The following is a 20,261-nucleotide window of genomic DNA, read 5'->3' on the forward strand; positions in this document are numbered from 1 at the left end:
CTTCGCTGGCTCAGATCACCCCGTCGGCGCGCAGCTGGGTGATCTCCTCCGGGCGCCGTTGCAGCAGTTCGGTGAGTACGGCGTCGGTGTGCGCCCCGAGCTCGGGCCCGAGCCAGCGGATCTCGCCCGGGGTGTCGGAGAGCGCGGGAATGACACCGGGCACGGCGAGTGGTCCGATTCGGGACTCCTCGACGGTGATGGTCTGCCGGTGCCGGTACTGCGGGTCGTCGAAGATGTCGGCGATGGAGTAGAGCTGCCCGGCCGGGACCTGGGCCTGGCGGCAGCGGGCCAGCACCTCGTCGCAGGGCAGCGAGCCGACCCATTCGCCCACCAGGGAGTTGACCAGGCCGCGGGCGGCGAGCCGGTTCGCCTTCGGGCCGAGCTGGTCGGCGTCGGCCAGCTCCGGGCGCTCCATGGCCCGGGCCAGCCGGGCGAACATGTCGTCGTTGGAGCAGGCGATCGCGATCCAGCGATCGTCCTTGGTCCGGTAGTGGCTGTGCGGCAGGACGTTCACGGTGTCAGCGCCCATCCGTTGCCGGACGAAGCCGAGCTGCTGGTAGGCCGGCGCGATCTCGTCGAGCGCGCGGAAGACCGACTCGTACAGGGCCAGGTCCACCACCTGGCCCTTCCCGGTGCTCTCCCGTGCCCGCAGCGCCATCAGCACACCGATGACCCCGTACAGCCCGGTCATGTAGTCGGCGAGGGAGGTGGAGCCGGGGGTCACCGGGGGCCCGTCCGGCTCGCCGGCGAGGTAGGCGAGGCCGGAGAAGGCGTGCGCGATCCGGGCGAAGCCGGGAAGGTCCCGGTTCGGCCCCGACTGCCCGTAGGCCGAGACCCGCAGCAGCACCGCCCGTGGGTTCAGCTCGGCGATCTGCTCCGGGCCGAGCCCCCAGCGCTCCATGACACCGGGCCGGAAGTTCTCGATCACCACGTCCACCGTCGCGATGAGCTCGCGGAGGATCTCGAGGCCGCGCGGGTCGGCGAGGTTGAGGGTGACCGACTGCTTGTTGCGGCTCTCGCTGAGCCAGACCAGGGTGTCGCCGCAGTCCGTGTCGGTGCCGAACCGGCGCAGGTTGTCACCGGTGCCGGGGCGCTCGACCTTGATGACGTCGGCGCCGAACTCGCCCAGCACCGTCGCGCAGAACGGCCCGGCGAGGTAGGTGCCCAGATCGAGAACTCTGACGCCCTGCAGTGCGTGCATGCTGCTCAGCTCCCGGTGTGCCCGCGGTTGGACAGTGCGCCGATTCCCAGCTCAGCCGGGAGTTCTCGTCCCACGATCCACTGGGCGGCGGCACCTGCCCCTGACCCCTTGACCATGGGCCCGTCCTCTCGGAAGGTGGATGAGAACGACGATCTAGCTGACCGGAAACGACGCTACCACGAGATGTGAGGTCGTCCTATAGTCGGACGCGCATGTTATTCTCCGGCCGTGACGAACGAGCGACCCTTCCGCTTCGCGGTCCAGGCCACGAAGGCGAAGTCGGCGACCGAGTGGCGTGACCTGGCCCGCCGGGTCGAAGACCTCGGGTTCTCCACCCTGTTTCTCGCCGACCACTACCTGGGCCCGGGGCCGGCGCAGCGGGAGGCCAGGTGGCCACCGCAGTACCTCGCTCCCATCGCGGCCATGGCCACCGCGGCCGCGGTGACGACGACGCTGCGCGTGGGCTGTCGGGTCTTCTGCGTCGACTACCACGTGCCCGCCGTCCTCGCGAAGGAGGCGGCGACGATCGACCTGCTCTCCGACGGGCGTCTCGAGTTCGGTATCGGTGCTGGCTGGAGCGAGCCCGAGTACCAGGCCATGGGCGTGGCCTTCGACGCGCCGGGACGCCGGATCAGCAAGCTCGCCGAGGCGATCTCCTTGTTCAAGGCGCACTGGTCCGGAGAGGACATCGATGAGAAGGGCGAGTTCGTCAACGTCTCCGGCTACGTGGGGCTGCCGCGACCGGTGCAGCGCCCGCACCCACCGATCATGGTCGGCGGCGGCCGCCGGCGGGTGCTCTCCCTCGCCGGGCAGGTGGCCGACATCGTCAGCATCTCCAACGTGCCGTTCGTCCCGGTGAACTCAGACGGCCTGACGCCCGCCGAGGAGGCGGTGCGCCGGGTCGGCTACGTGCGGGACGCCGCCGGGGAGCGCTTCGGTGGCCTCGACATCGAGAGCTCGCCGTTCTTCACCCGGGTGACCAAGGACGCCGAGGAGGCAGTGGAGGCCGTCGGCCGGGTCGCGGCCACGATGAAGGTGGACGCGGGCGGCCTGATGCGGCATCCGAACGTGCTGGTGGGGTCCTCCGACGAGATCGTCGAGCGGCTGCAGGAACGCCGCGAGGCGTTCGGGGTGAACTACGTCAGCATCCAGCAGTCGGAGATCGAAAGCTTCGCCTCCGTCGTCGAGCGGCTGACCGGCAGGTGACGGTGACCGCCGCGGGGCGCGGCACCGGTGGTCCGGGTGGCCGCACGGAGCGAGCGGCCACCCGGGCGAGGTCAGCGGGCGACGTAACCGCCGTCGACCGGGATCGCCGTACCGGTGATGAACGACGCCTCGTCGCTGGCGAGGAACAGTGCGGCCGCGGCCAGTTCCTGTGGCCGGCCCCAGCGCCGCATCGGCTGGGGGAGCTTGCTGCCGTCGGGCGGCGCGGAGTCATCGGAGGCGTTGGCGAGGCCGGTCCAGGTCATGCCGGGGCAGATGGCGTTGACCCTGATGTTGCTCTCGGCGTAGTCCAGGGCGGCGGACTTGGTGAGCTGGATGACCCCGCCCTTCGCGGCGGAATATCCGGCCTTCCCCTTCCACCCGACGAGCCCGGCGGCTGACGCCGTGTTGATGACCGAGCCGCCGCCATGGCGCAGCATCGCGGCGATCCCGTATTTCATGCCCAGGAAGACACCCTTGAGGTTGACCGCGACCAGAATGTCGAAGGTCTCTTCCTCGATTTCGGCGAGCGGCTTGGGTGGACCACCGAAGCCGGCGTTGTTGAAGAGCACGTCAAGTCGGCCGAACTCGCGCTCGGCGGTATCGATCATGTGCTTTGCTTCGGCGGCCACGGAGACGTCGGCGCGCACCGCGACCGCACCGTCACCAATGGCCGCGGCGGTAGCGTCCTCACGGCCGCTGATATCCGCGCAGACGACCCTGGCGCCGGCCTGTGCGAAAAGCAGTGCAGTGGCCCGGCCGATACCGGAGCCGGCGCCGGTCACCACCGCGACCTTCCCGTCGAGACGGCGCACTGCCAAAGAATCGGGAATCTGCTCGACCATGCCGACAGTTTACACATAATGCGTGCGGAGTGAAGATGCGGAGATAGTAATCATGAGAGCTTCGTAGGTCGTTCAGGAAAAGTCCCCGTCAAGCCGGCAGGATGAATCGCTGCGGCTGGCGGGATTTCGTCGTGCGCATTTTCGGCGCGCCGGCCCCGCCACTGGCGGTGGGGCCGGCGCCAACCGTCACCACTGCCAGTGGTCAGGCCGGGTCAGGCGCCGGCGAGGGAGGCCTTGTACAGCGTGTTCGCGGCGAGGCGCATGTGCGCGGCGTCGACGAGGCGGCCGTCGCGCCCGATCGCTCCGACCCCTTCGGCCTCGGACGCCCGGTAGACGGCCACCGCCTCGTGCGCCTCGGCGACCTCCTGCGCGGTCGGGGCGAACACCTCGTTGGCAACGGAGATCTGGGCGGGGTGGATCGCCCACTTTCCGTCGAACCCCAGCAGGCTCGCATGCGTGGCGGAGCGCCGGTAGCCCTCGATGTCCTGGTACGCCGGGTAGGGCGCGTCGATCGCGTCGATGCCCGCTCCGCGCGCCGCGGCAAGCACCTGAACCCGCGCGAAATGCCAGAAATCTCCCGGATAATCCCCTACCGGATCGAAGTTTCCGTCCACCCGGGCCCGCAACGAGGCGGAGAGGTCACCCGCTCCGAAGATGATCGCTTCCAGGCGGGTGCTGGCCCGGGCGATCTCGGCGGCGTTCGCCAGGCCCTCAGCCTCCTCGATGAGGACCTCCAGCGCGATCCGCCGGGTGAGCCCGAGCTTGTGCTCCAGCTGCGTGAGCAGGACGTCGACCCACCAGACATCCCGCGCGGACCGGGCCTTGGGCACGATGATCACATCGAGCGCCTCGCGTGCGCCGGTGACGATCTCGATGATGTCGTCATGGCACCAGGGCGTGTCCAGGCCGTTCACCCTGACGGCGCGAACGGTCCGCCCCCACTCCAGACCCGTGAGCGCGGCTACGGCGATGCCCCGGGCCGCCTCCTTCGCCGCTGGCGCGCAGGCGTCCTCCAGGTCGAGAAAAACCAGGTCGGCGTTAGAGGCCGCGGCTTTCTCGCACATTTTTGCGCTGCTGGCCGGAGTGGCCAGCTCGGACCGGCGGGCGCGTGGCCGGCCGGCGTCGGTGGCCACCGTGGCCGGATCCGCCGAGGCCGGGGATTCGGGCACGTCTGGTGCGGGCAAAACTGCCTCCCTGTTCCTGCTCCGGCCGGGATTCCCGGCCAGATGACGACAAATTCCGCGGCTGCTTCGGTGATCTCCCGAACGAGCCGGGAAGGCCCGTCCGAATCAGCTCGCGGGAAGGGGCTCGAAAGAGCTGTGATCCCATCGCGGTGCTTCATTGATGTTGTAGATCTGATCCGATTTCGATCCCGGGGATCGTTCGGCATCGACTTCCGGTGTCGTGCTGTGCTGGTGGGTGGGTCGGCTGGGGCGGTGTCGGCGGACCGCCCACTGATCACCCTCGGTGGGAAGGCATGCGATCGGCGTGGGAGCGCCCACGGCCGCGCGGCTGGTTTTCTCTGGGTGGATCACTTTCCCATGGAGTGGGAGGGAGTTGGATTCGGTTGTTCGACTTTGTCTGCAACGTTAGTGTTGTCGCATGGCAACTGCAACCGTGCGCGGCTGCGCGGCTGCGCGGCTGCGCGGCGGGCGGGTGGGCCGCGGCGCGATGCGGCGCGGTGCCGTGCGACGCGATGCGGTGCGGTGCCGAGGGCGCGGTGGGATGCCGGGATCGTCGGCATGTCCGGAGATGTTGCTCATCAATGACTGACCACTACTGCGGGCCGTGTCCGGAGGGACTCATGCAGGAGCAAGAACATCTGTTCATCGGGGGCGAGTGGGTCGCGCCGGCGGGCACGGGCGCGGGCGTGATCGAGGTCGTCTCGCCGCACACCGAGCAGGTCATCGCCCGCATCGCGGCGGCCGGCAACGCGGACGTCGACCGGGCGGTGGCCGCGGCGCGCCTCGCCTTCGACGAAGGCCCCTGGCCGCGTCTCGACCCGGCGGAGCGCGCCGAGGTCGTCCGGCGGCTGGCCGGTCTGGTGAAGCCGCGCCGCAAGGAGCTCGCCGAGCTGATCAGCGCCGAGATGGGTGCGCCGATCTCGTTCGCGAAGCTGTCCCATGTGGCACTGCCCTGGATGATGATGGGCGCGTTCGCCGACATCGCGGTGAACCTGGCGTGGGAGGAGCCGCGCAAGGGCTTCTACGGGCAGGACATCATCGTCCGCAAGGAGCCGATCGGCGTCGTCGCCGCCATCGTCCCGTGGAACATGCCGTTGTTCCTGACCGTCGGGAAGCTGGTGCCGGCGCTGCTCGCCGGGTGCTCGGTGGTGCTGAAGCCGTCCCCGGAGACGCCGCTGGACGCCTACGTGCTGGCAGACCTGCTCACCGAGGCGGGGCTGCCGCCGGGGGTCGTCAGCGTGCTGCCCGGCGACCGGGACCTGGGCGAGTACCTCGTGTCACATCCGGGCGTGGACAAGGTGTCGTTCACCGGGTCGACGGCGGCCGGCCGCCTGGTCGCCGCGTCGTGCGGGTCGAACCTCAAGCGGGTCAGCCTGGAGCTCGGCGGCAAGTCCGCGGCCGTGGTGCTCGACGACGCAGACCCGGCCGCGGTGGCGGCAGGGGTGGAGATCGCCGGGCTGATGAACAGCGGGCAGGCGTGCGTCGCCCAGACCCGGATCCTCGTCCCCCGGTCGCGGTACAGCGAGTACCTCGACGCGCTGGTCTCGATGGTCGAGTCGCTGCCGGTCGGTGATCCGTCCGACCCGGCGACGAAGGTCGGCCCGATGGTCGCCCAGCGTCAGCAGGAGCGGGTGCGCGGCTACATCGAGGAGGGCCAGAAGGAAGGTGCCCGGCTGGTCACCGGCGGCAGCGATCTGCCGGCCGGTGTCGAGAGCGGCTGGTACGTGCGTCCGACCGTCTTCGCCGACGTCGACAGCGGCATGCGGGTCGCCAGGGAGGAGATCTTCGGCCCGGTCCTGACGGTGCTGCCGTACGGCGACGACGCCGAGGCGGTACGCATCGCGGACGCCACCGAGTACGGGCTGTCCGGCTCGGTGTGGACGTCCGACATCGAGCGCGGGCTCGCGGTGGCACGAAAGGTCCGCAGCGGCACCTTCGGCGTCAACCAGGCCTACAGCATGGACCCGAACGCGCCGTTTGGTGGGGTCAAGGCCAGCGGGATCGGGCGTGAGCTGGGCCGTGAGGGCATCGAGGGCTACCTCGACGTGAAGTCGATCTCGGTGGCCCCGGCATCCTGAACGTCGTCGGCTGGACCGGTCACCGGGAACCGACCGGGTTCCGCCTGCCTCGGGGCCGTTGACGCGGCCCCCGGGCAGGCGCTGGAACCCAGTCCGTGGGTGGGCGCGAGCGTGTCGCGTGACCGGTCGCGACGACACCGCGTCCTGTGCCCTGCGTCCGCTCGCGGGCGAGCGGCGCGGTTATGGGGGAGCTCGGCGTTACCGGGAAGGCCGGCGTTGCCGGGAGCTCAGCAGTAGGAGGTCACAGCTGGTTGTGACCTGGCTGGCTGGGGCCGGAGCGATCACAGCCCGGCGCGGCGGGCGCGGCGGGGCTGGACGACGGGTCGACGGCGACCCAGCGACGAGCGTGGGAGAGGGCGGCACCGCTGTCCTGCAGCCTGCGCAGTCCGGCGGTCACCTCGGCGGCCGGGAGGCCGAGGTCGAGGGCGAGGACGCGCGCGCGTACCGGTCGGTCGGCCCGGGCCAGGGCGTCGCGGACGGCGATGAGGGTTCGGTCGGCACGGCTCACCTTGTCCCGGTGCCGGCGCTGAGGCTGGCGCGGGACGTCACCGGCTAACCGGCTCTTCGCCTGCACCGCGGCCGTGGGAGAGGTCACAGAATGCATTGCATCACCTTTCTCGATTTCGCTTAACTTCAACAATGCCTACTTTTGCGGCTGTCGTCATGGTGAGGTTCGCCGCGTTACGCTAAGTGTTTGCCAGAATACAGCCCGCCGAATGGTGTGTTCGCTGTAACAGGACGGGCTGTTCGGTGCCCGCCGGTCGGGTGACCCGTGCTACGTTGCCCGGCCGGTCCGTTGGTGCCACCGTGCCGACCGGCAGGTGTAATCCTGCCGATCGGCAGGTACAAACGGGCGCACCGGCCACCGGCCTCGTGGGCCCCTGACCCGCGCAATCGCCCGGCGCCGCGGCGGCGGACCGGCCGGCGGCCAGCCGAACAGCCATGTTTTTCTTGGGTTTTCATGTTCATTCTATGAAGAATTTCTCAGTTGCTGTGACACGTGGTCGCCGTCCCGATTACGACACTTCCTCCGATCGTCCGGGGCTCACCGGAGCGAAACATTCCGTGCCGCCCGGCTGGTCCGGTGGTCGTCTGGGGTGTTGTCCTGATCGTGTCTCCCTCCTCCTTCGGTGTGGGCCGGATCATGGCTGTGAGCTGGGCCTAGGCGCCCGTGAACGAGCACTAGTGATGGAACGAAGCCTGGTCCGCGGCGGACCACGCCGGCCGGGAGGCCTGGCCGCTCAGCCGGCCGACCGCCCGCTGAAGGTCCTCGACCAGCAGGTGCGCCAACTCGCGGCTGAAGTCCGCGCGGATCACGATCCGCAGCACGGCCAGGTCCGTCAGATCGGCGGGGAACCGGTAGGCGGGCACCAGCCAGCCCCGGGTCCGCAACGCCTCGGACACGTCGAAGACGCTGAAATCCGTGCCAGCCCTCGTCGTGAAGGCGAACGCGGGGATCCCGGAGCCGTCCGAGACAAGCTCGAACGGCCCCAGCTTGGCGACCTCGTCCGCAAGCCATCGCGCATTGTCACGGCACGTGCGGGCGGTGAGCTGATAGCCGGCGTGGCCGAGCCGCAACATCGAGTAGTACTGCGCTACCACCTGTGACCCTGGTCGGGAGAAGTTCAGGGCGAACGTCGGCATCGTGCCGCCGAGATAGTCGACGTCGAACACCAGTTCGGCTGGAAGGTGCTCGGTGTCGCGCCACACAACCCAGCCGACGCTCGGATACACGAGCCCGTACTTGTGGCCTGAGGTGTTGATGGACACGACCCGCCGCAGCCGGAAGTCCCAGTGCAGGTCCGGGTCGCAGAACGGCGCGACGAACCCGCCGGAGGCGGCGTCGACGTGCACCGGGACGTCCGGGCCGCCGGTCTCGGCCAGGTGGTCCAGCGCCCGGGCGATCTGCTCCACGGGCTCGTAGGTCCCGTCGAAGGTCGAGCCCAGTACGGCCACCACCCCGATCGTGTTCTCGTCGCAGCGGGCGACCGCTTCGTCCGGTGTCAGATGGGTGCGCCCAGGCGCGAGCGGGACCAGCCGGGGCTCGACATCCCAGTAACGGGCGAACTTCTCCCAACAGACCTGCACGTTCGCACCCATGACGATGTTCGGGGCCGGTGCGTCGCGCGGGCTCCGGGCGCCACGCCACCGGCGCAGCATGGCGAGCCCGGCCAGCATGCAGGCTTCGGACGAGCCCGTGGTCGAACAGCCGATCGTGTCGGCGGCGTCCGGGGCGTGCCACAGCCTGGCCAGGATGTTCACGCAGCGTGCCTCCAGCTCGGCCGTCTGCGGGTACTCATCCTTGTCGATCATGTTCTTCGCCGCGCATTCCGCCATCAACCGGTCGGCGTGCTCGTCCATCCAGGTGGTGACGAAGGTCGCGAGGTTGAGGCGGGCGTTCCCGTCGAGCATCAGCTCGTCGCGCACGACCTGGTAGGCCGTCGCCGCCGGCATCGACGAGCGGGGCAGCCGGAACCGGGGAACCGTGGTGTCGGCGTCCGGGACCGCCAGGTGTGGGGGTATCGCGACGGTCTGGTCGCCGTGCCCGCCTTTCGCCCGACCATGCAGGGCCATCGGACGTCCCTCCCTCCCGCCGTCACCGGTGTCGCCAAGAGTCTGCGACCCAGCAATCGATTACGCCAGGTGACGTACCGAGCGGGGAGGGTGGTAGTCGTGGGCCCTCAGCGGGCGTCGGCCAGCGGGATGTCCGCTTGGGCACCGGTCTGGCCGCTCTGGCCGGTCGAGGCGGGCTGGCCGGTCGAGGCGGGCTGGCCGGTCGAAGCGGCCGAGCGGCTCCGGGGCTGCGGCGGGGCCGTTGCCAGCCGCTCGACCAGCAGCAGCGCCAGATCGTCGTGCAGGTTGCCACCGACATGGCTGGTGAGCGCGGCGGTGAGCTGATCGAGGGCGGCGCTCGGCGACACCTCCCGGAGCAGGTCGACGTGCCGGTCCAGCGGGAAGAAGGCGCGGTCGCCGTCACGCGCCTCGATCAGGCCGTCGGTGAACAGCAGCAGCCGGTCACCGATCTCCCAGTCCGTGACCGTCGTCGCGAACTGCTCACCGAGCCCGAGCGGCGGGCCGGACGGACAGGTCAGCGTGGTCGTGGTCGTGGTGCCGACGAGCAGCGGCGGATGATGACCCGCCGAGCACAGGCTGAGCTGGCCGTCCGGATGGATGTCGACCAGCAGCGCGGTCACGAAGTCCTCCGGATCCGCCTCGCGGCTCACCGACCGTGCGCAGGCGGCCGCGACCTGCCCCTGGTCGAGCCAGGTGACCGCGGCCTCGCGGAAGGCGCCGAGCACCACCGTCGCGAGCCGGACGGCGGGCAGCCCCTTGCCCCGCACGTCGCCGATGATGAGGCGGATCGTGTGCGGCGTCGCCACGACTTCGTAGAGGTCGCCACCGACCGATGCCTCCGCGGCCGCGGAGAGGTACCGGGCGGCGAAGCCGGCACCGTGCAGCGTCTTCGGCACGTCCGGCAGCAGGGCCCGTTGAGCGACCTCCGCGACCGCCCGGACCTGCTGCAGCTCGGAGCTCCGGCGGATCCGGTGGGCCGAGATGTACACCGCGACGGCCACCTGGGCGGCGACCAGCACACACGCCGCGATGTGCTGGCCGCTGCCGAAACGGTGATCCCACACCCCGGAGACCACCGCCACGACCTCGCAGCACAGGCCCAGACCCAGCGTCACCAGGGGTGGACAGGTCACGGCCGCGACCAGCGCGCCGATACCGAAATAACCGGTCGTGGACAGATCCGTGGCCGCACCGACGGCGATCCCGGCGGCGAGGACCAGCAGAGCGGCGGTGAGCGGGTCGGTGTAGGCCCTGACCCGGTGAACCACGCTGGTGAGCATGCGCCATTGTCCCGGGCCGACGGCGTCTGTCAGCCGGAGACCTCCATTTTCGCCGGTGACAGGGGCTGGCAGGCCATCCCGGGCTCGCCGCTGTCGGGCTCGGGGGCGTCAGGCGGGTGCCGAGGTCTCCAGCCGCCCCGGCCGGCGGGTGTACCACCGTTCGACGTCCTCCAGCTCCGCGGCGAGCGAGATCAGCGGGCCCTCGCCGCCGGCCGGTCCCATCAGCTGCGCACCGACCGGAAGGCCGGCCGCGGTCAGCCCCGCCGGGACGTTGATCGCCGGCCAGCCGAGGACGTTCCACGGCCAGGTGTAGGGAGCCGCGGCGATGATGGCCTGATCGGTCTCCCAGCTCGTCGGGCGGTTGAGCTCGCCGACCCGAGGTGGCGGCACCGCGGTCGTCGGAGCCAGCAGGACGTCCACCTGGCGGAAGACACGGCCGATGTACGCCCGGGCCGGAGCCTCGACCACCCTGGTCAGACCGAGCAGCGGCCGCAGCGCCCGCCCGTTGCGCGCGTTCGTCAGCGTCCTCGGGTCGAGCAGGCCGGGATCCGGAACCCGGCAGGACCAGTCCCGGATGCCATCCATCGACCGGGGGAGGAAGAGGAGACCGAGCAGCCCGTACGGCGGATCGAGCGGCACCACCTCATGCCCGAGCCGGGCGAGCACCTCGGCGAGACGTTCCACCGCGGAGCGGACAGCCGGATCAAGCGTGGCCGGCATCCCGCTGTACGGAATCCGCAACGACAGCCCGATCCGCAGCCGTGGCGGCGGGCGTTCGGCCGACCGCACGAACGACTCCATCGGTGGGGCGGTCCGGTCCCGGTCCACGGGGAGGCTGCCGGCCAGCAGATCCAGCAGCAGGGCGCCGTCGGCGACGGTCCGGGTCAGCGGACCGAAGGTGGTCAACCCGTTGAACTGCTCGGTCACCGGTGCGCTGGAGATCCGTCCGCGCTGGGGCTTGATGCCGACGAGGTGGGTCCAGGCGGCGGGGATGCGGACCGAGCCGGCCCCGTCGGAGCCGATCGCGGCGGGCACCAGCCCGGCGGCGACCGCCGCGGCCGCCCCACCCGAGGACCCACCGGGCGAGTAGTCGAGGTTCCAGGGGTTGCGGGTGCTGCCGAACGCGGCCCCCTCGGTGAACGGCCACTGTCCGAACTCGGGGGTGTTCGTCTTCCCCACGATGATCGCTCCACTGGCGCGCAGCCGGTGGACCATCTCGCAGTCCTCGGTCGCGGGCGGGAAGTCACCGGCGGCGCCGAACGCGGTCGGAAGCCCGGCGATGTCGGTGTCGTCCTTGATGGCGATCGGAACGCCCAGCAGCGGCAGCCGCTCGCCGGCGTCGAGCCGCCGGTCGGCCTGGGCGGCCTCTCGCAGCGCCTCGTCCGCGCGCAGGACCCGGAAGGAGTTGAGGGTGGAAGCCGTCGCCTGGATGCGTTCCAGGCTGGCCGCTACGAGCTCCTGCGAGCTCATCGTCCCGGCCGCGAGCTGCGCGGCGAGTTCCCGCAGGCCGTAGAGGCCGTCGGGTTGGCCATCGTCAGCCCACACAGCAGCGGTATCCGACATCAGGCACCTCCTTGGCGCGGCAAGCGCGGCGGGAGCCGTGAAGGGAACGCTAGACGACTCCGCCCCGCCGCCGCGCTCCGTTGCCGGACATGAGACATACGAGCCAGCGCGCGCGGTGCCACCTGCCATCCACCGGCCGCCACCCACCGGCTGCCGGCCGCCGCCGTCCGCGGCCGTGGCCGGGGCCGGGGCGGCATGGATGAGCTGAGGATCGTCGTCGCGCCAGCGACCACCAGCTCGGGTCCTGTCCGGCAGGAACGTCAGACTCGGTGGCGGCGTGCACGGACCGTGGCGTGGGGTTCCCGTCACTGTCCTGCGAAACGGTGGGTTATGCCGAAATTCCATGGGTAGTCGGGAAGGAAAGATGCGTGTGGCAGCCGGCGGATCCCCATCGGCTCACCGCGCGCGAGATGCGCGATCTATCGAGGAGGACCGCGAGATGAAAGAGGGCGCCAATACCGGAGCCAGCACGGCGCCGGATACCGGCGGTGCCGCTTCCGTGGAAGCGGCCGAACGCCCCCTGGACACTGCCGCGACGGACAGCGGTGTGAGCGCCACCGACATTCGCCGGAAGTTCAACGACATGACCACCGGCCTCGCCCCGCATGTGGTTTCGGCCACAGAGAAGACGCGGGACGTCGCGGAGCGGGCGGCGGGTGCGGTCCGGGAGAAGGTTGCCCAGAACCCGACCGTCGCGACCGCGACGGAACGGACCGTCGAGGCGAAGGACAAGGCTCTCAGTACTGTGCGGGACCAGCTCGACCAGCATCCGCAGGCGGCGGCAGCTGTCGAGCGGACCGCTGTGACCAGCGGGAAGGCCGCTCGAACCGTGGGCGAGCAGGCGCGGCGCCGTCCTCGCGCCACCGGCGGGGTGGCCTTCGGTGTGGCGGTGCTGCTGCTCCTCCGGCGGACCGTGCACCGCCGGGGGGCGGCACGGTCCGCCCGCTCCGGCGACTGACCTCGCCCGATCACCCGCCGCTTTGTCCGGCGTCCGCGGAAACCGGGTAAAGCTGCCGGATCGCGAGTTTTCAAGAGAAAAACGTTTGTGTCGGAACCGCTCGGGAACAAGGATCTCAGCCGAACTTCGAAGGCAAAAACATCCTGGTAAGGGAGAGCTCGCTGATGGTCACCTTCCTCGTCATCATGGTCCTGCTCGGTCTCGTCGCCGGCGCGGTTGCCCGTCTGGTTCTCCCGGGCCGGGACCCGATCGGAATTCTCGGTACGATTGGCGTCGGAATCGTCGGTTCCTTCGTCGGCGGCTTTCTCGGCTATGTTCTCTTCGGTAAGGATCTCGGTGAGGGCGCCCTGCAGCCGTCGGGCGTCATCGGCTCGATCATCGGAGCCATCATCGTGCTCGCCCTGTGGCGTTCCTTCAGCGGCCGTGGCATCTCCCGGGCCCCGCACAGCCGCCGGTACGCCCGCCGCTAGTCGGGCGTGAGCCGGCGTTGCCCGGCTCTCGAGTTGCCCGGCACTCGAACCACATGGACAGGCGGACCGGTGCCGGGCGGAGCGAGCCGCGTGGAGACACTGCCTTCGGTGCTGCCGCTGTGGCAGGCAGCCGTTTCCGCCGGACCGGCACCACGGCACGGTAGGTCGTATCGGCGGACGGAGCAGGTCGGCGCGCAGCGAGCGGCCGGCTGCAAGGCCGCCGAAGGGTGGGCCATGGTCGGCCGATCCTCTTCGGTCCTCTTCAGGGCGGGTGAGAATCCGCGCTCGTCGGCAGCCCCTTGTCGTCGGCAGCGGAGCCCGAGGATACCTGCATGTTTCCTTGAGTTGACGATTCGGTCTCGGTAAAGGGACTTCGTGCGGCATCCTGTCTGTATGGCTCCGTGCCGCTTCCGAGCCAGTCTCGTTCCCTTCGGTCGAGCTGACTCGGTGCGGCGCGGGACTACGCCAATTGGCGAACTTGCGCCGCCATCCAGGCCGACGCTCGCCCCGGCTCGCCCTGGTCTGTCCTGGCGTGTGCTCCGGTGGCGCGTGGTCGCCGGCGACGATGTGAAGCGGTCGCGGGAAGGCCCAGAGGAGGATCTATTCGCGATGGTCAAACTGCGCGGAGCCCTGCTGTCAGATCTGCCGGAACTCGCCAAGCTCGATCAGGACATTTTCATCGGTTTGGCATACCCGTACTTCGTGCTTCGTCAGATCTTCGACGTTCACGGGGAGGAGATTCTCGTAGCGGACGACGGTGGGAAATTGTTGGGATATTCGCTTGCGGTACGGTCGAGCGCGAACTCCAAAAACGACCTGGCGCACTATCTCGCGCTCGGTGTGCGGGCCGAGGTCCGAGGTAGGGGGCTTGGCCGGCGACTTGCGGAGGAGACCCTGACGGGGCTGAAAAAGGGCGGCGTGCGGTCGGTGCGACTTGCGGTGGACGCGGCGAACACGCCGGCCGTGAAGCTGTATCTTTCTCTCGGATTCACGCCGGTCGGCTACGAGCGAGAATATTACGGTGAGAAGCAGCCGCGCATAGTACTGGATCTCAACCTCCTCGCATCGCGCACCTCGGAACGCCGGCTCTCCGAGCTGGCCCGAGAATAGAATCCGGCGATGCGGTACCGGGCCGACCCCTCTGCCGTCGCGATGGCCTCAAAACGGATAGTGTACGGAAGACGCAATTTGATAACGATTTATCAACTGTTGCGGACTGATGGGAGGGTCGGATGTGGGCTGCGCCCCCGGTCCCTCGCGGCCACGGAAATCCGTATGGCTACACTGGGGGCCACATGATGTGCTGCGAGGAAGCCGTGCGCGGGCCGGGCAGGAGTTAGGTATGCAGCTGGAGCGGGAGAAGGATTCCGTCAGGAACGCCGATCTCGAGTGGGATGACTTCGATCCGGAATCCTATCGTAACGACAACTATCGGATGTTGCGGGAAGATGACCAGATCATCCTGGAGCGGGTGAGGGACTTCTTCGCGAGGGCGGCGGGGGAACCCGCCGACCGCTCGCTGCGGGGCCTGGACATGGGTACCGGCAGCAATCTGTATCCCGCGCTCGCGATGTTGCCCTGGTGTAAGCAGATCTCGCTCATCGACTATTCGGCGAATAATGTCTCCTGGCTGCGACAGGAGATCGTCTCGTACAGTCCGGAGTGGAACCAGTTCTGGGACGTCCTGCGCCAGAATCCTGTGTACGGTTCTGTCGCGGACCCTCGCCGAGAACTGGCGGAGCGCGCTGTGGTCTGGCAGGGAAGTGTGTTCGACCTGCCAGGGCGGCAGTGGGACATCGGGACGATGTTCTTCGTCGCGTGCTCGATATCGCAGAGCCCGGATGAGTTCCAGCGAGCTTCCGAGCGGTTTTTGGGCGCCCTCGTGCCGGGGGCGCCCTTCGCGATGGCCTACATGGAGAAGTCAAGCGGATACACGGTCGGCGGCATCCGTTTCCCGGCGGTCTCGTTGGACCTGTCCGAGATTCTGGACAGCCTCGAGGGCAGAGCCAGCGGCGTTACGGCGGATCGGATCGTCGTCGAGAAGATGCTGCGTGAGGGCTACGACGCGATGGTCATCGTCATGGGCCACGCGGCCGCGGACACAGGGGGGCTTCCGGCCGAGACCTGAGGTTGCGGCGAGTCCGGCCCGGCACTGCTCGCTACGAGGCGAGATCGCTGAGATCTGGCGTGGTCGCCAGCTCCCAGAGGCGGGAGAACTGATCCGAACGCTCCTCCACGTGATCCCGCCGCGATCGGAGTGTGGTGCTGAGACCGTCAACGCCCGTTGATGTCTCATAGCTGACCTCGTCGTCGAAGAGAATAAAGTCGTCCATCCCGGCCTGCTGGACGTTGAGAACGCGGACCTCGATGCCGTGCTGGCTGTGGAGGTGGCAGATTTGCAGAAGCTCGCGCGCAGCTATCGCGCGTGTCCCCTGGAGGACGAAGATCCGGCGGACTGAAACCTGGCGCTGGACCGCCTTCTGCTGCTCCTTGAGGTAGCTCTTGCCGAGCTGGGTGAACCAGAAGCCCCTGTTGAAGGTCCTTGGTCCGCCGCCGTCCACCACCGCGGTACTGATGGCACGAATCTGGGACTTCGCGCAACGGGTGAGCTCCAGCAGCCAGTCACGATCCTCGCCGGGGTAGGCGGCGACGCCGTTGCCGAGTCCGACCAGGAGCTCGATAAGGGCACGTGTCTCCTCCAGGGCGAGACGTCCGACGATCGGTGAGGGGATCGTCAGGTTGGTGTTGGTCACGCGAGCAAGCAACGTCGAGATAGGGCGTTCCGGCGCCCCGATGCTGCCTTCCAGCTCTTCCACGATCTCGGTGAGCCGGACCGCTTGATCAACCCGGTCCAACCGTTCGTCCACACCTCGCCGGAGCTCCTGCATCTGGCTCGAAAGATCGTCCACCAGGCTCTTCTGCTGATCCGCGAAGTCGACAAGCGCCTGTATGACGAACACGACACCGGCGAAGAAGAAGGCGATCTGTACGGAGTCCGTGGCCGAGGCTCTGGAGAGCTTGGCGATCCCGAGTGAGATTCCGCCGCTAAGTGCCGATATGAGAATCCTGCGCAAGATGGGACGCGTGGTCACGGTGCTCCTTCCATGGCTGGGTACCCGCTCTCAACCCGGCCTGCCTGTCGAGGCATGGCTGAGGGAGTCCCGGGGTGCGAGAGGACCGCGGGCGGTCTTCGGCCGTGAGATGTGGCCTTGGACGAGACCGAGATCGAGGCCACGACCGTTCCGTCCCCGGAGCGGATCTTCCTCCGTCTTTCGGATGGTTCTCCAGCTGTGACCGCCCAGGACGGGTTCAGCGGCTCAACGCGGCCAGGTTCAGCTGGTCGGTCATGCAGGATCCCCTGCTGACGCACTGGTTCTTGGCGCACGCCAAGGACAGGTGCGTGGGGGCACGGGCAGCCGGGAAGCGGCCGGTGGTATTGCCGGAGCAAGAGAAAGTTCGAGTTCGTCCTGCCGCATCACTCCCCATGCACCCAGGATGCACCAGAAAAGGATGGGAAGCACGGAAACTTTTGAGTGCTTTCCGTTGCGGAGGCTCGGCAGCGGTCGGTCACCGATGGGTTGCCGACACCTTGGCGACACCGCCGGGGAGGTCGACGACCCAGCTAACCCGACTTCGACGACGACAAATGTCGCTCTGCAGGCTGGGAGGCCACTTCACGGGCACGGCGGAAGGCCTTGACGGAACACGGCCGGAGTCGCTGCAGCCCGGCAGGGTGGACCACGGATGACCCATATGATCTGCTCGGAAGACGACCCGAGCGGTCGGTCGGATACCCGACAGGCCGGCAAACCGCCGGGACGGCGCCAACCACCGTTGATATCCGGACCCGAGGGGGGGATACTCGGTGATCGCGTAGGCTCGGTCTCACGAGGACGGTGCGCCTGGACCGGTCCGCGCGCCCTGGACCCGAAGTGACAACAGCAGCTGTGTCAATCCAACAACCGCATCCCACCAAGCGACTGGAGGGCGGATCTGACAACCGGATATGCCGACAGTCGCCGAGTCAGGATCCGGCCGGCCCACGACTCGGAGCGGGTGAGCTGTTCCGCTCCCTCGACGCCATGAGGCAATGGCCGATCCGCATTGCAGACCAAGGGGGTCTCGGGATTGGAAGTTCGACCGCGTCAGCTCCTTCTCGAAATGTGGAAGGCGGCTGCCGAGTACTCGTATGAGCGCGGCACGTGGAGATTCGGTGGTCGGGCGGAGGAGAACTCCACGAGCGATGCCGAGCAGCTGCTCTGCCTCATGTACCCGGCCTACCAGATGGGTGGGATGGGCTTCGCCAGGCCAGACGAGACGGCAAAGGACGTGTGTGTCGCGCTCGACAAGCTCGGCGACGCACGCCAGGTACCGCAGGTCCTGGCGAGGGCCCTCGCGGAGTACCTGGAGCGGTATACAGACAAGAACGGAGCGCCTCTCTTCTCCGGGGGCTCCTATCTGCAAGCCCTGAGTTCAGGCGAGAAACTGTCCCCGGAACAGCTCAACATCGAGATCGTGGACTCGTTCTCGATGTCCATCACGCTCTCGCTCGCGATACTTGGATTCGTGAAGGAATTTCGGCCCGCAGTACGCCGGAACAGCCTTCTGGACGAATTGAAGGCGCTGGAGGCCGCAGCGTCCCACCGGCTGACGGCCTCGATGATCGGTATTCTGCGCAGCTTCACGGTGCGATCGTTCTCGGCCGACTCCGAGGAAGGTCGTATCCTGCGCGACCTGGTGAACACCGATGAAAGCCCGCAGGACAGGATCCTGGAATCTCTCCGCGATGCCCTCGTCCCGACCAGGACCGCGCTCCGCGAGCTCAGGATGGGTGTGGAGTTCGCGGCGGCCGACCTGGTCGAGGATGACAGCCTGCTGTTCGAGTGCGGTTGGTCCTGGGGAATCGTCCGGGATGCTCCTACGGTCGAGCCGGCGTTGTCCTCGGTCAATCAGGCCAAAGGGGTGGCCGAGGCGAGACCATCGCTGTATTTCACGCTTGTCGCCCTCGACGGCATCGCCGACCTCTTCTCGGAACGGACCCGCAGGCTAGGTCTCATCACTCCGGAGCAGGAGGGTCTTGTCGGCGCGCTCGAACTCCGTCAGAACCTGACCCAGAACTACTGGTCCACGATCGCACGCCTCGGTGGGAGTCGCTGGGCGGTGGAGGAGATCCCCTGGCGGGGAGCCAGGACCGCCGGCCAGGAAGGTCCCGAGACCGACTACCACACCCTGTTGATCACCTCCATCACGGTCGAGGCGCTCGCCTCCGAGCGTGCTCGAGATGTGGAGATCGCGCGGATTGCGTCGATTCTCGAGGAACTGGCGGTCCGGGGTCGTGTCACCCGGCGTGCGCGGCTGCAGGAACCGGCGATCGCACTGCACTCCCCAGGCGTCCGGATCGATCTGGTCGGAGCCGACAGCCTCGGGCCGCCGATGGTGTGGTCCGCGCTGGACTTCTCGACCGCGTTGCTCAAGCGGGTTGCCCGGACTGCCAGCATCACCCGGGACAGCGCCCTGCGGGACAGGTTGCTCACGCTGGCTGACGACATCTGGTCGCGGCACCTGCACCGCCGCCAGATCACCGACGGCCCGGGTGCGATGCTCTGGGACGATATCTCGTCGATGTTCCGGCTGACCGCGTCGGACATGGAGCCGTCGTGGTATTTCACCGAGCGGGTGATGGAGTCGCTGGTGGCCGTAGCGGCGGTCTCCGGGACGCGGCCCTACAGCGGACGGCTTGCCGACCTGGCCTTGGACATGCTGGCCGAGGCAGATCATCTGCATGCAACCGAACTTCTGCGGGAGTCACCGACGGCAGCTCTGCCGGCCCGCACCCAGTTGTACGGGATCGGATCAAGCCTGCGTCGTGCCCGGGACCTGAGGGAACAGCAGCCCGCCACGGCGGTCGCCATCCTCCAGAAAGCACTGCGCGATCTTGAGGCGCTCGCTCTCGCGCGGCGCGGTTGATCGGGAGATCGGCGTGATTATCTTCGCGACCTCGGACAAGGGCGGGACCGGTCGCTCGGTCACGAGCTGCAATGTCGCCTATCGGCGTGCCGTCCAGGGCAGCGATGTCTGCTATCTGGATTTCGATTTCGGCTCACCCACGGCCGGGGCGATCCTCGGGGTCGAGGAGGCGGGCCAGGGCACATCGAGTGGACGAGGGCTGCACGCCTACCTCGCGGGGCGGGCGGCCGAAACCGAGCAGATCGATGTTTGGGCGCAGTCGAATCTGGGCGGACGGTGGTCGAAGCCTCTCGGCGCCGGCCGTTTCACCTTGCTGCCCGGTGACATCGGCGGCGGCGAGTTTCCTGTGACCAAGGAGATGATCGACCGCTGTGGTGATCTCTTCCTGCGGCTCGACGAGGAGTTCGAGCTGACACTTGTGGACCTGAGCTCTGGAAGGTCCTATGCCACCGAGATGGTCCTGAGGGCCACCGCCGACCCCGTGATCGCGGAGAAGACCGCGCGCTGGCTGGTGTTCCATCGATGGACTCGGCAGCACATCGTCGCGGCCGCGAGTCTGGTCTACGGACCGCAGGGCATACTCGACACCGGTACCAGCTTCGGGCACCAGCGAGGGCTGCTTGAGGACAGCATCCGGTTCGTACGCACGGCCGTGCTTGAGCCTGATTCGTCCCAGCTCTCCGGTCTGCGGCCGGAACAGTCGGTGTGGCTGCAGGCATTCAACACCGACCTGCAGAAGCTCGCCGGGCAGCTGCGCCTGGGCAGCAGCCTGATGCTGGGCGCGGTTCCACTCGACCCGGTGCTCCAATGGCGCGAGCAGATCATCGTCGAGGACGACATCTCGACCACCCGGATCGCGAATGAGGAGACCGGGCGGGCGTTCGAGGAACTCGCCAAACGGCTGACCGATGACGCGCTGTGGGAAGGTCTGTGACGGC

16 protein-coding genes are annotated in these 20,261 nt (G+C 68.4%); 8 read left to right on the forward strand and 8 right to left on the reverse strand.

The window, feature by feature from the left end:
• Positions 1–10 precede the first annotated feature (10 nt).
• On the reverse strand, positions 11–1,201 hold the full coding sequence (locus ACG83_RS36790; RefSeq protein WP_054570856.1) for a CaiB/BaiF CoA-transferase family protein: 1,191 nt from the start codon (positions 1,199–1,201) through the stop codon (positions 11–13).
• Between the two features lie 228 nt (positions 1,202–1,429).
• Here ACG83_RS36790 and ACG83_RS36795 point away from each other — a divergent pair, with 228 nt between their 5' ends.
• A complete protein-coding gene (locus ACG83_RS36795; protein WP_054570857.1) occupies positions 1,430–2,407 on the forward strand; it encodes a TIGR03621 family F420-dependent LLM class oxidoreductase in 978 nt (325 codons plus the stop codon).
• A gap of 71 nt (positions 2,408–2,478) precedes the next feature.
• On the opposite strand, the gene ACG83_RS36800 is transcribed toward ACG83_RS36795, so the two are convergent.
• Together ACG83_RS36800 and ACG83_RS36805 are read right to left on the reverse strand one after the other, a co-directional pair.
• The gene (locus ACG83_RS36800) at positions 2,479–3,249 is read right to left on the reverse strand and encodes an SDR family NAD(P)-dependent oxidoreductase (RefSeq protein ID WP_198955487.1); all 771 of its coding nucleotides are present in this window, start codon (positions 3,247–3,249) and stop codon (positions 2,479–2,481) included.
• A 212-nt stretch (positions 3,250–3,461) separates the two neighbouring features.
• Entirely contained in the window at positions 3,462–4,340 is an 879-nt protein-coding gene (locus ACG83_RS36805; protein WP_076825969.1) for a CoA ester lyase, read from the reverse strand.
• A gap of 713 nt (positions 4,341–5,053) precedes the next feature.
• On the opposite strand from ACG83_RS36805, the gene ACG83_RS36810 reads away from it, so the two are divergent.
• Positions 5,054–6,511, forward strand: coding sequence for an aldehyde dehydrogenase (locus ACG83_RS36810; RefSeq protein WP_054570859.1), 1,458 nt, complete (start codon positions 5,054–5,056; stop codon positions 6,509–6,511).
• A 241-nt stretch (positions 6,512–6,752) separates the two neighbouring features.
• On the opposite strand, the gene ACG83_RS43255 is transcribed toward ACG83_RS36810, so the two are convergent.
• The 4 genes from ACG83_RS43255 to ACG83_RS36830 all read right to left on the reverse strand — a co-directional run bounded on the left by ACG83_RS43255 (position 6,753) and on the right by ACG83_RS36830 (position 11,928).
• Positions 6,753–7,115 (reverse strand): hypothetical protein, encoded by a 363-nt coding sequence (locus ACG83_RS43255; RefSeq protein WP_006541685.1) that lies wholly within the window; start codon positions 7,113–7,115, stop codon positions 6,753–6,755.
• 578 nt (positions 7,116–7,693) lie between these two features.
• On the reverse strand, positions 7,694–9,085 hold the full coding sequence (locus ACG83_RS36820) for a glutamate decarboxylase (protein ID WP_054570861.1): 1,392 nt from the start codon (positions 9,083–9,085) through the stop codon (positions 7,694–7,696).
• Between the two features lie 107 nt (positions 9,086–9,192).
• On the reverse strand, positions 9,193–10,365 hold the full coding sequence (locus tag ACG83_RS36825; protein ID WP_054570862.1) for a PP2C family protein-serine/threonine phosphatase: 1,173 nt from the start codon (positions 10,363–10,365) through the stop codon (positions 9,193–9,195).
• 108 nt (positions 10,366–10,473) lie between these two features.
• The gene (locus ACG83_RS36830; protein ID WP_054570863.1) at positions 10,474–11,928 is read right to left on the reverse strand and encodes an amidase; all 1,455 of its coding nucleotides are present in this window, start codon (positions 11,926–11,928) and stop codon (positions 10,474–10,476) included.
• A 547-nt stretch (positions 11,929–12,475) separates the two neighbouring features.
• On the opposite strand from ACG83_RS36830, the gene ACG83_RS36835 reads away from it, so the two are divergent.
• The 4 genes from ACG83_RS36835 to ACG83_RS36850 all read left to right on the forward strand — a co-directional run bounded on the left by ACG83_RS36835 (position 12,476) and on the right by ACG83_RS36850 (position 15,484).
• Entirely contained in the window at positions 12,476–12,886 is a 411-nt protein-coding gene (locus ACG83_RS36835; protein WP_198955488.1) for a hypothetical protein, read from the forward strand.
• A gap of 164 nt (positions 12,887–13,050) precedes the next feature.
• Entirely contained in the window at positions 13,051–13,356 is a 306-nt protein-coding gene (locus ACG83_RS36840) for a GlsB/YeaQ/YmgE family stress response membrane protein (RefSeq protein ID WP_054570865.1), read from the forward strand.
• 549 nt (positions 13,357–13,905) lie between these two features.
• Positions 13,906–14,466, forward strand: coding sequence for a GNAT family N-acetyltransferase (locus tag ACG83_RS36845; RefSeq protein ID WP_235498416.1), 561 nt, complete (start codon positions 13,906–13,908; stop codon positions 14,464–14,466).
• 232 nt (positions 14,467–14,698) lie between these two features.
• Positions 14,699–15,484, forward strand: coding sequence for an SCO2525 family SAM-dependent methyltransferase (locus tag ACG83_RS36850; protein WP_054570867.1), 786 nt, complete (start codon positions 14,699–14,701; stop codon positions 15,482–15,484).
• 31 nt (positions 15,485–15,515) lie between these two features.
• Here ACG83_RS36850 and ACG83_RS36855 read toward each other — a convergent pair whose 3' ends face one another.
• Positions 15,516–16,448, reverse strand: coding sequence for a DUF6879 family protein (locus tag ACG83_RS36855; RefSeq protein WP_054570868.1), 933 nt, complete (start codon positions 16,446–16,448; stop codon positions 15,516–15,518).
• A gap of 1,036 nt (positions 16,449–17,484) precedes the next feature.
• On the opposite strand from ACG83_RS36855, the gene ACG83_RS36860 reads away from it, so the two are divergent.
• Positions 17,485–19,323 (forward strand): SCO2524 family protein, encoded by a 1,839-nt coding sequence (locus ACG83_RS36860; RefSeq protein ID WP_054570869.1) that lies wholly within the window; start codon positions 17,485–17,487, stop codon positions 19,321–19,323.
• A gap of 13 nt (positions 19,324–19,336) precedes the next feature.
• Positions 19,337–20,257: an SCO2523 family variant P-loop protein gene (locus ACG83_RS36865; protein WP_054571000.1), complete on the forward strand. Its 921-nt coding sequence runs from the start codon at positions 19,337–19,339 to the stop codon at positions 20,255–20,257.
• Positions 20,258–20,261: the final 4 nt, after the last annotated feature.

The organism is Frankia sp. R43 (assembly GCF_001306465.1).
Lineage (GTDB): Bacteria > Actinomycetota > Actinomycetes > Frankiales > Frankiaceae > Parafrankia > Parafrankia irregularis.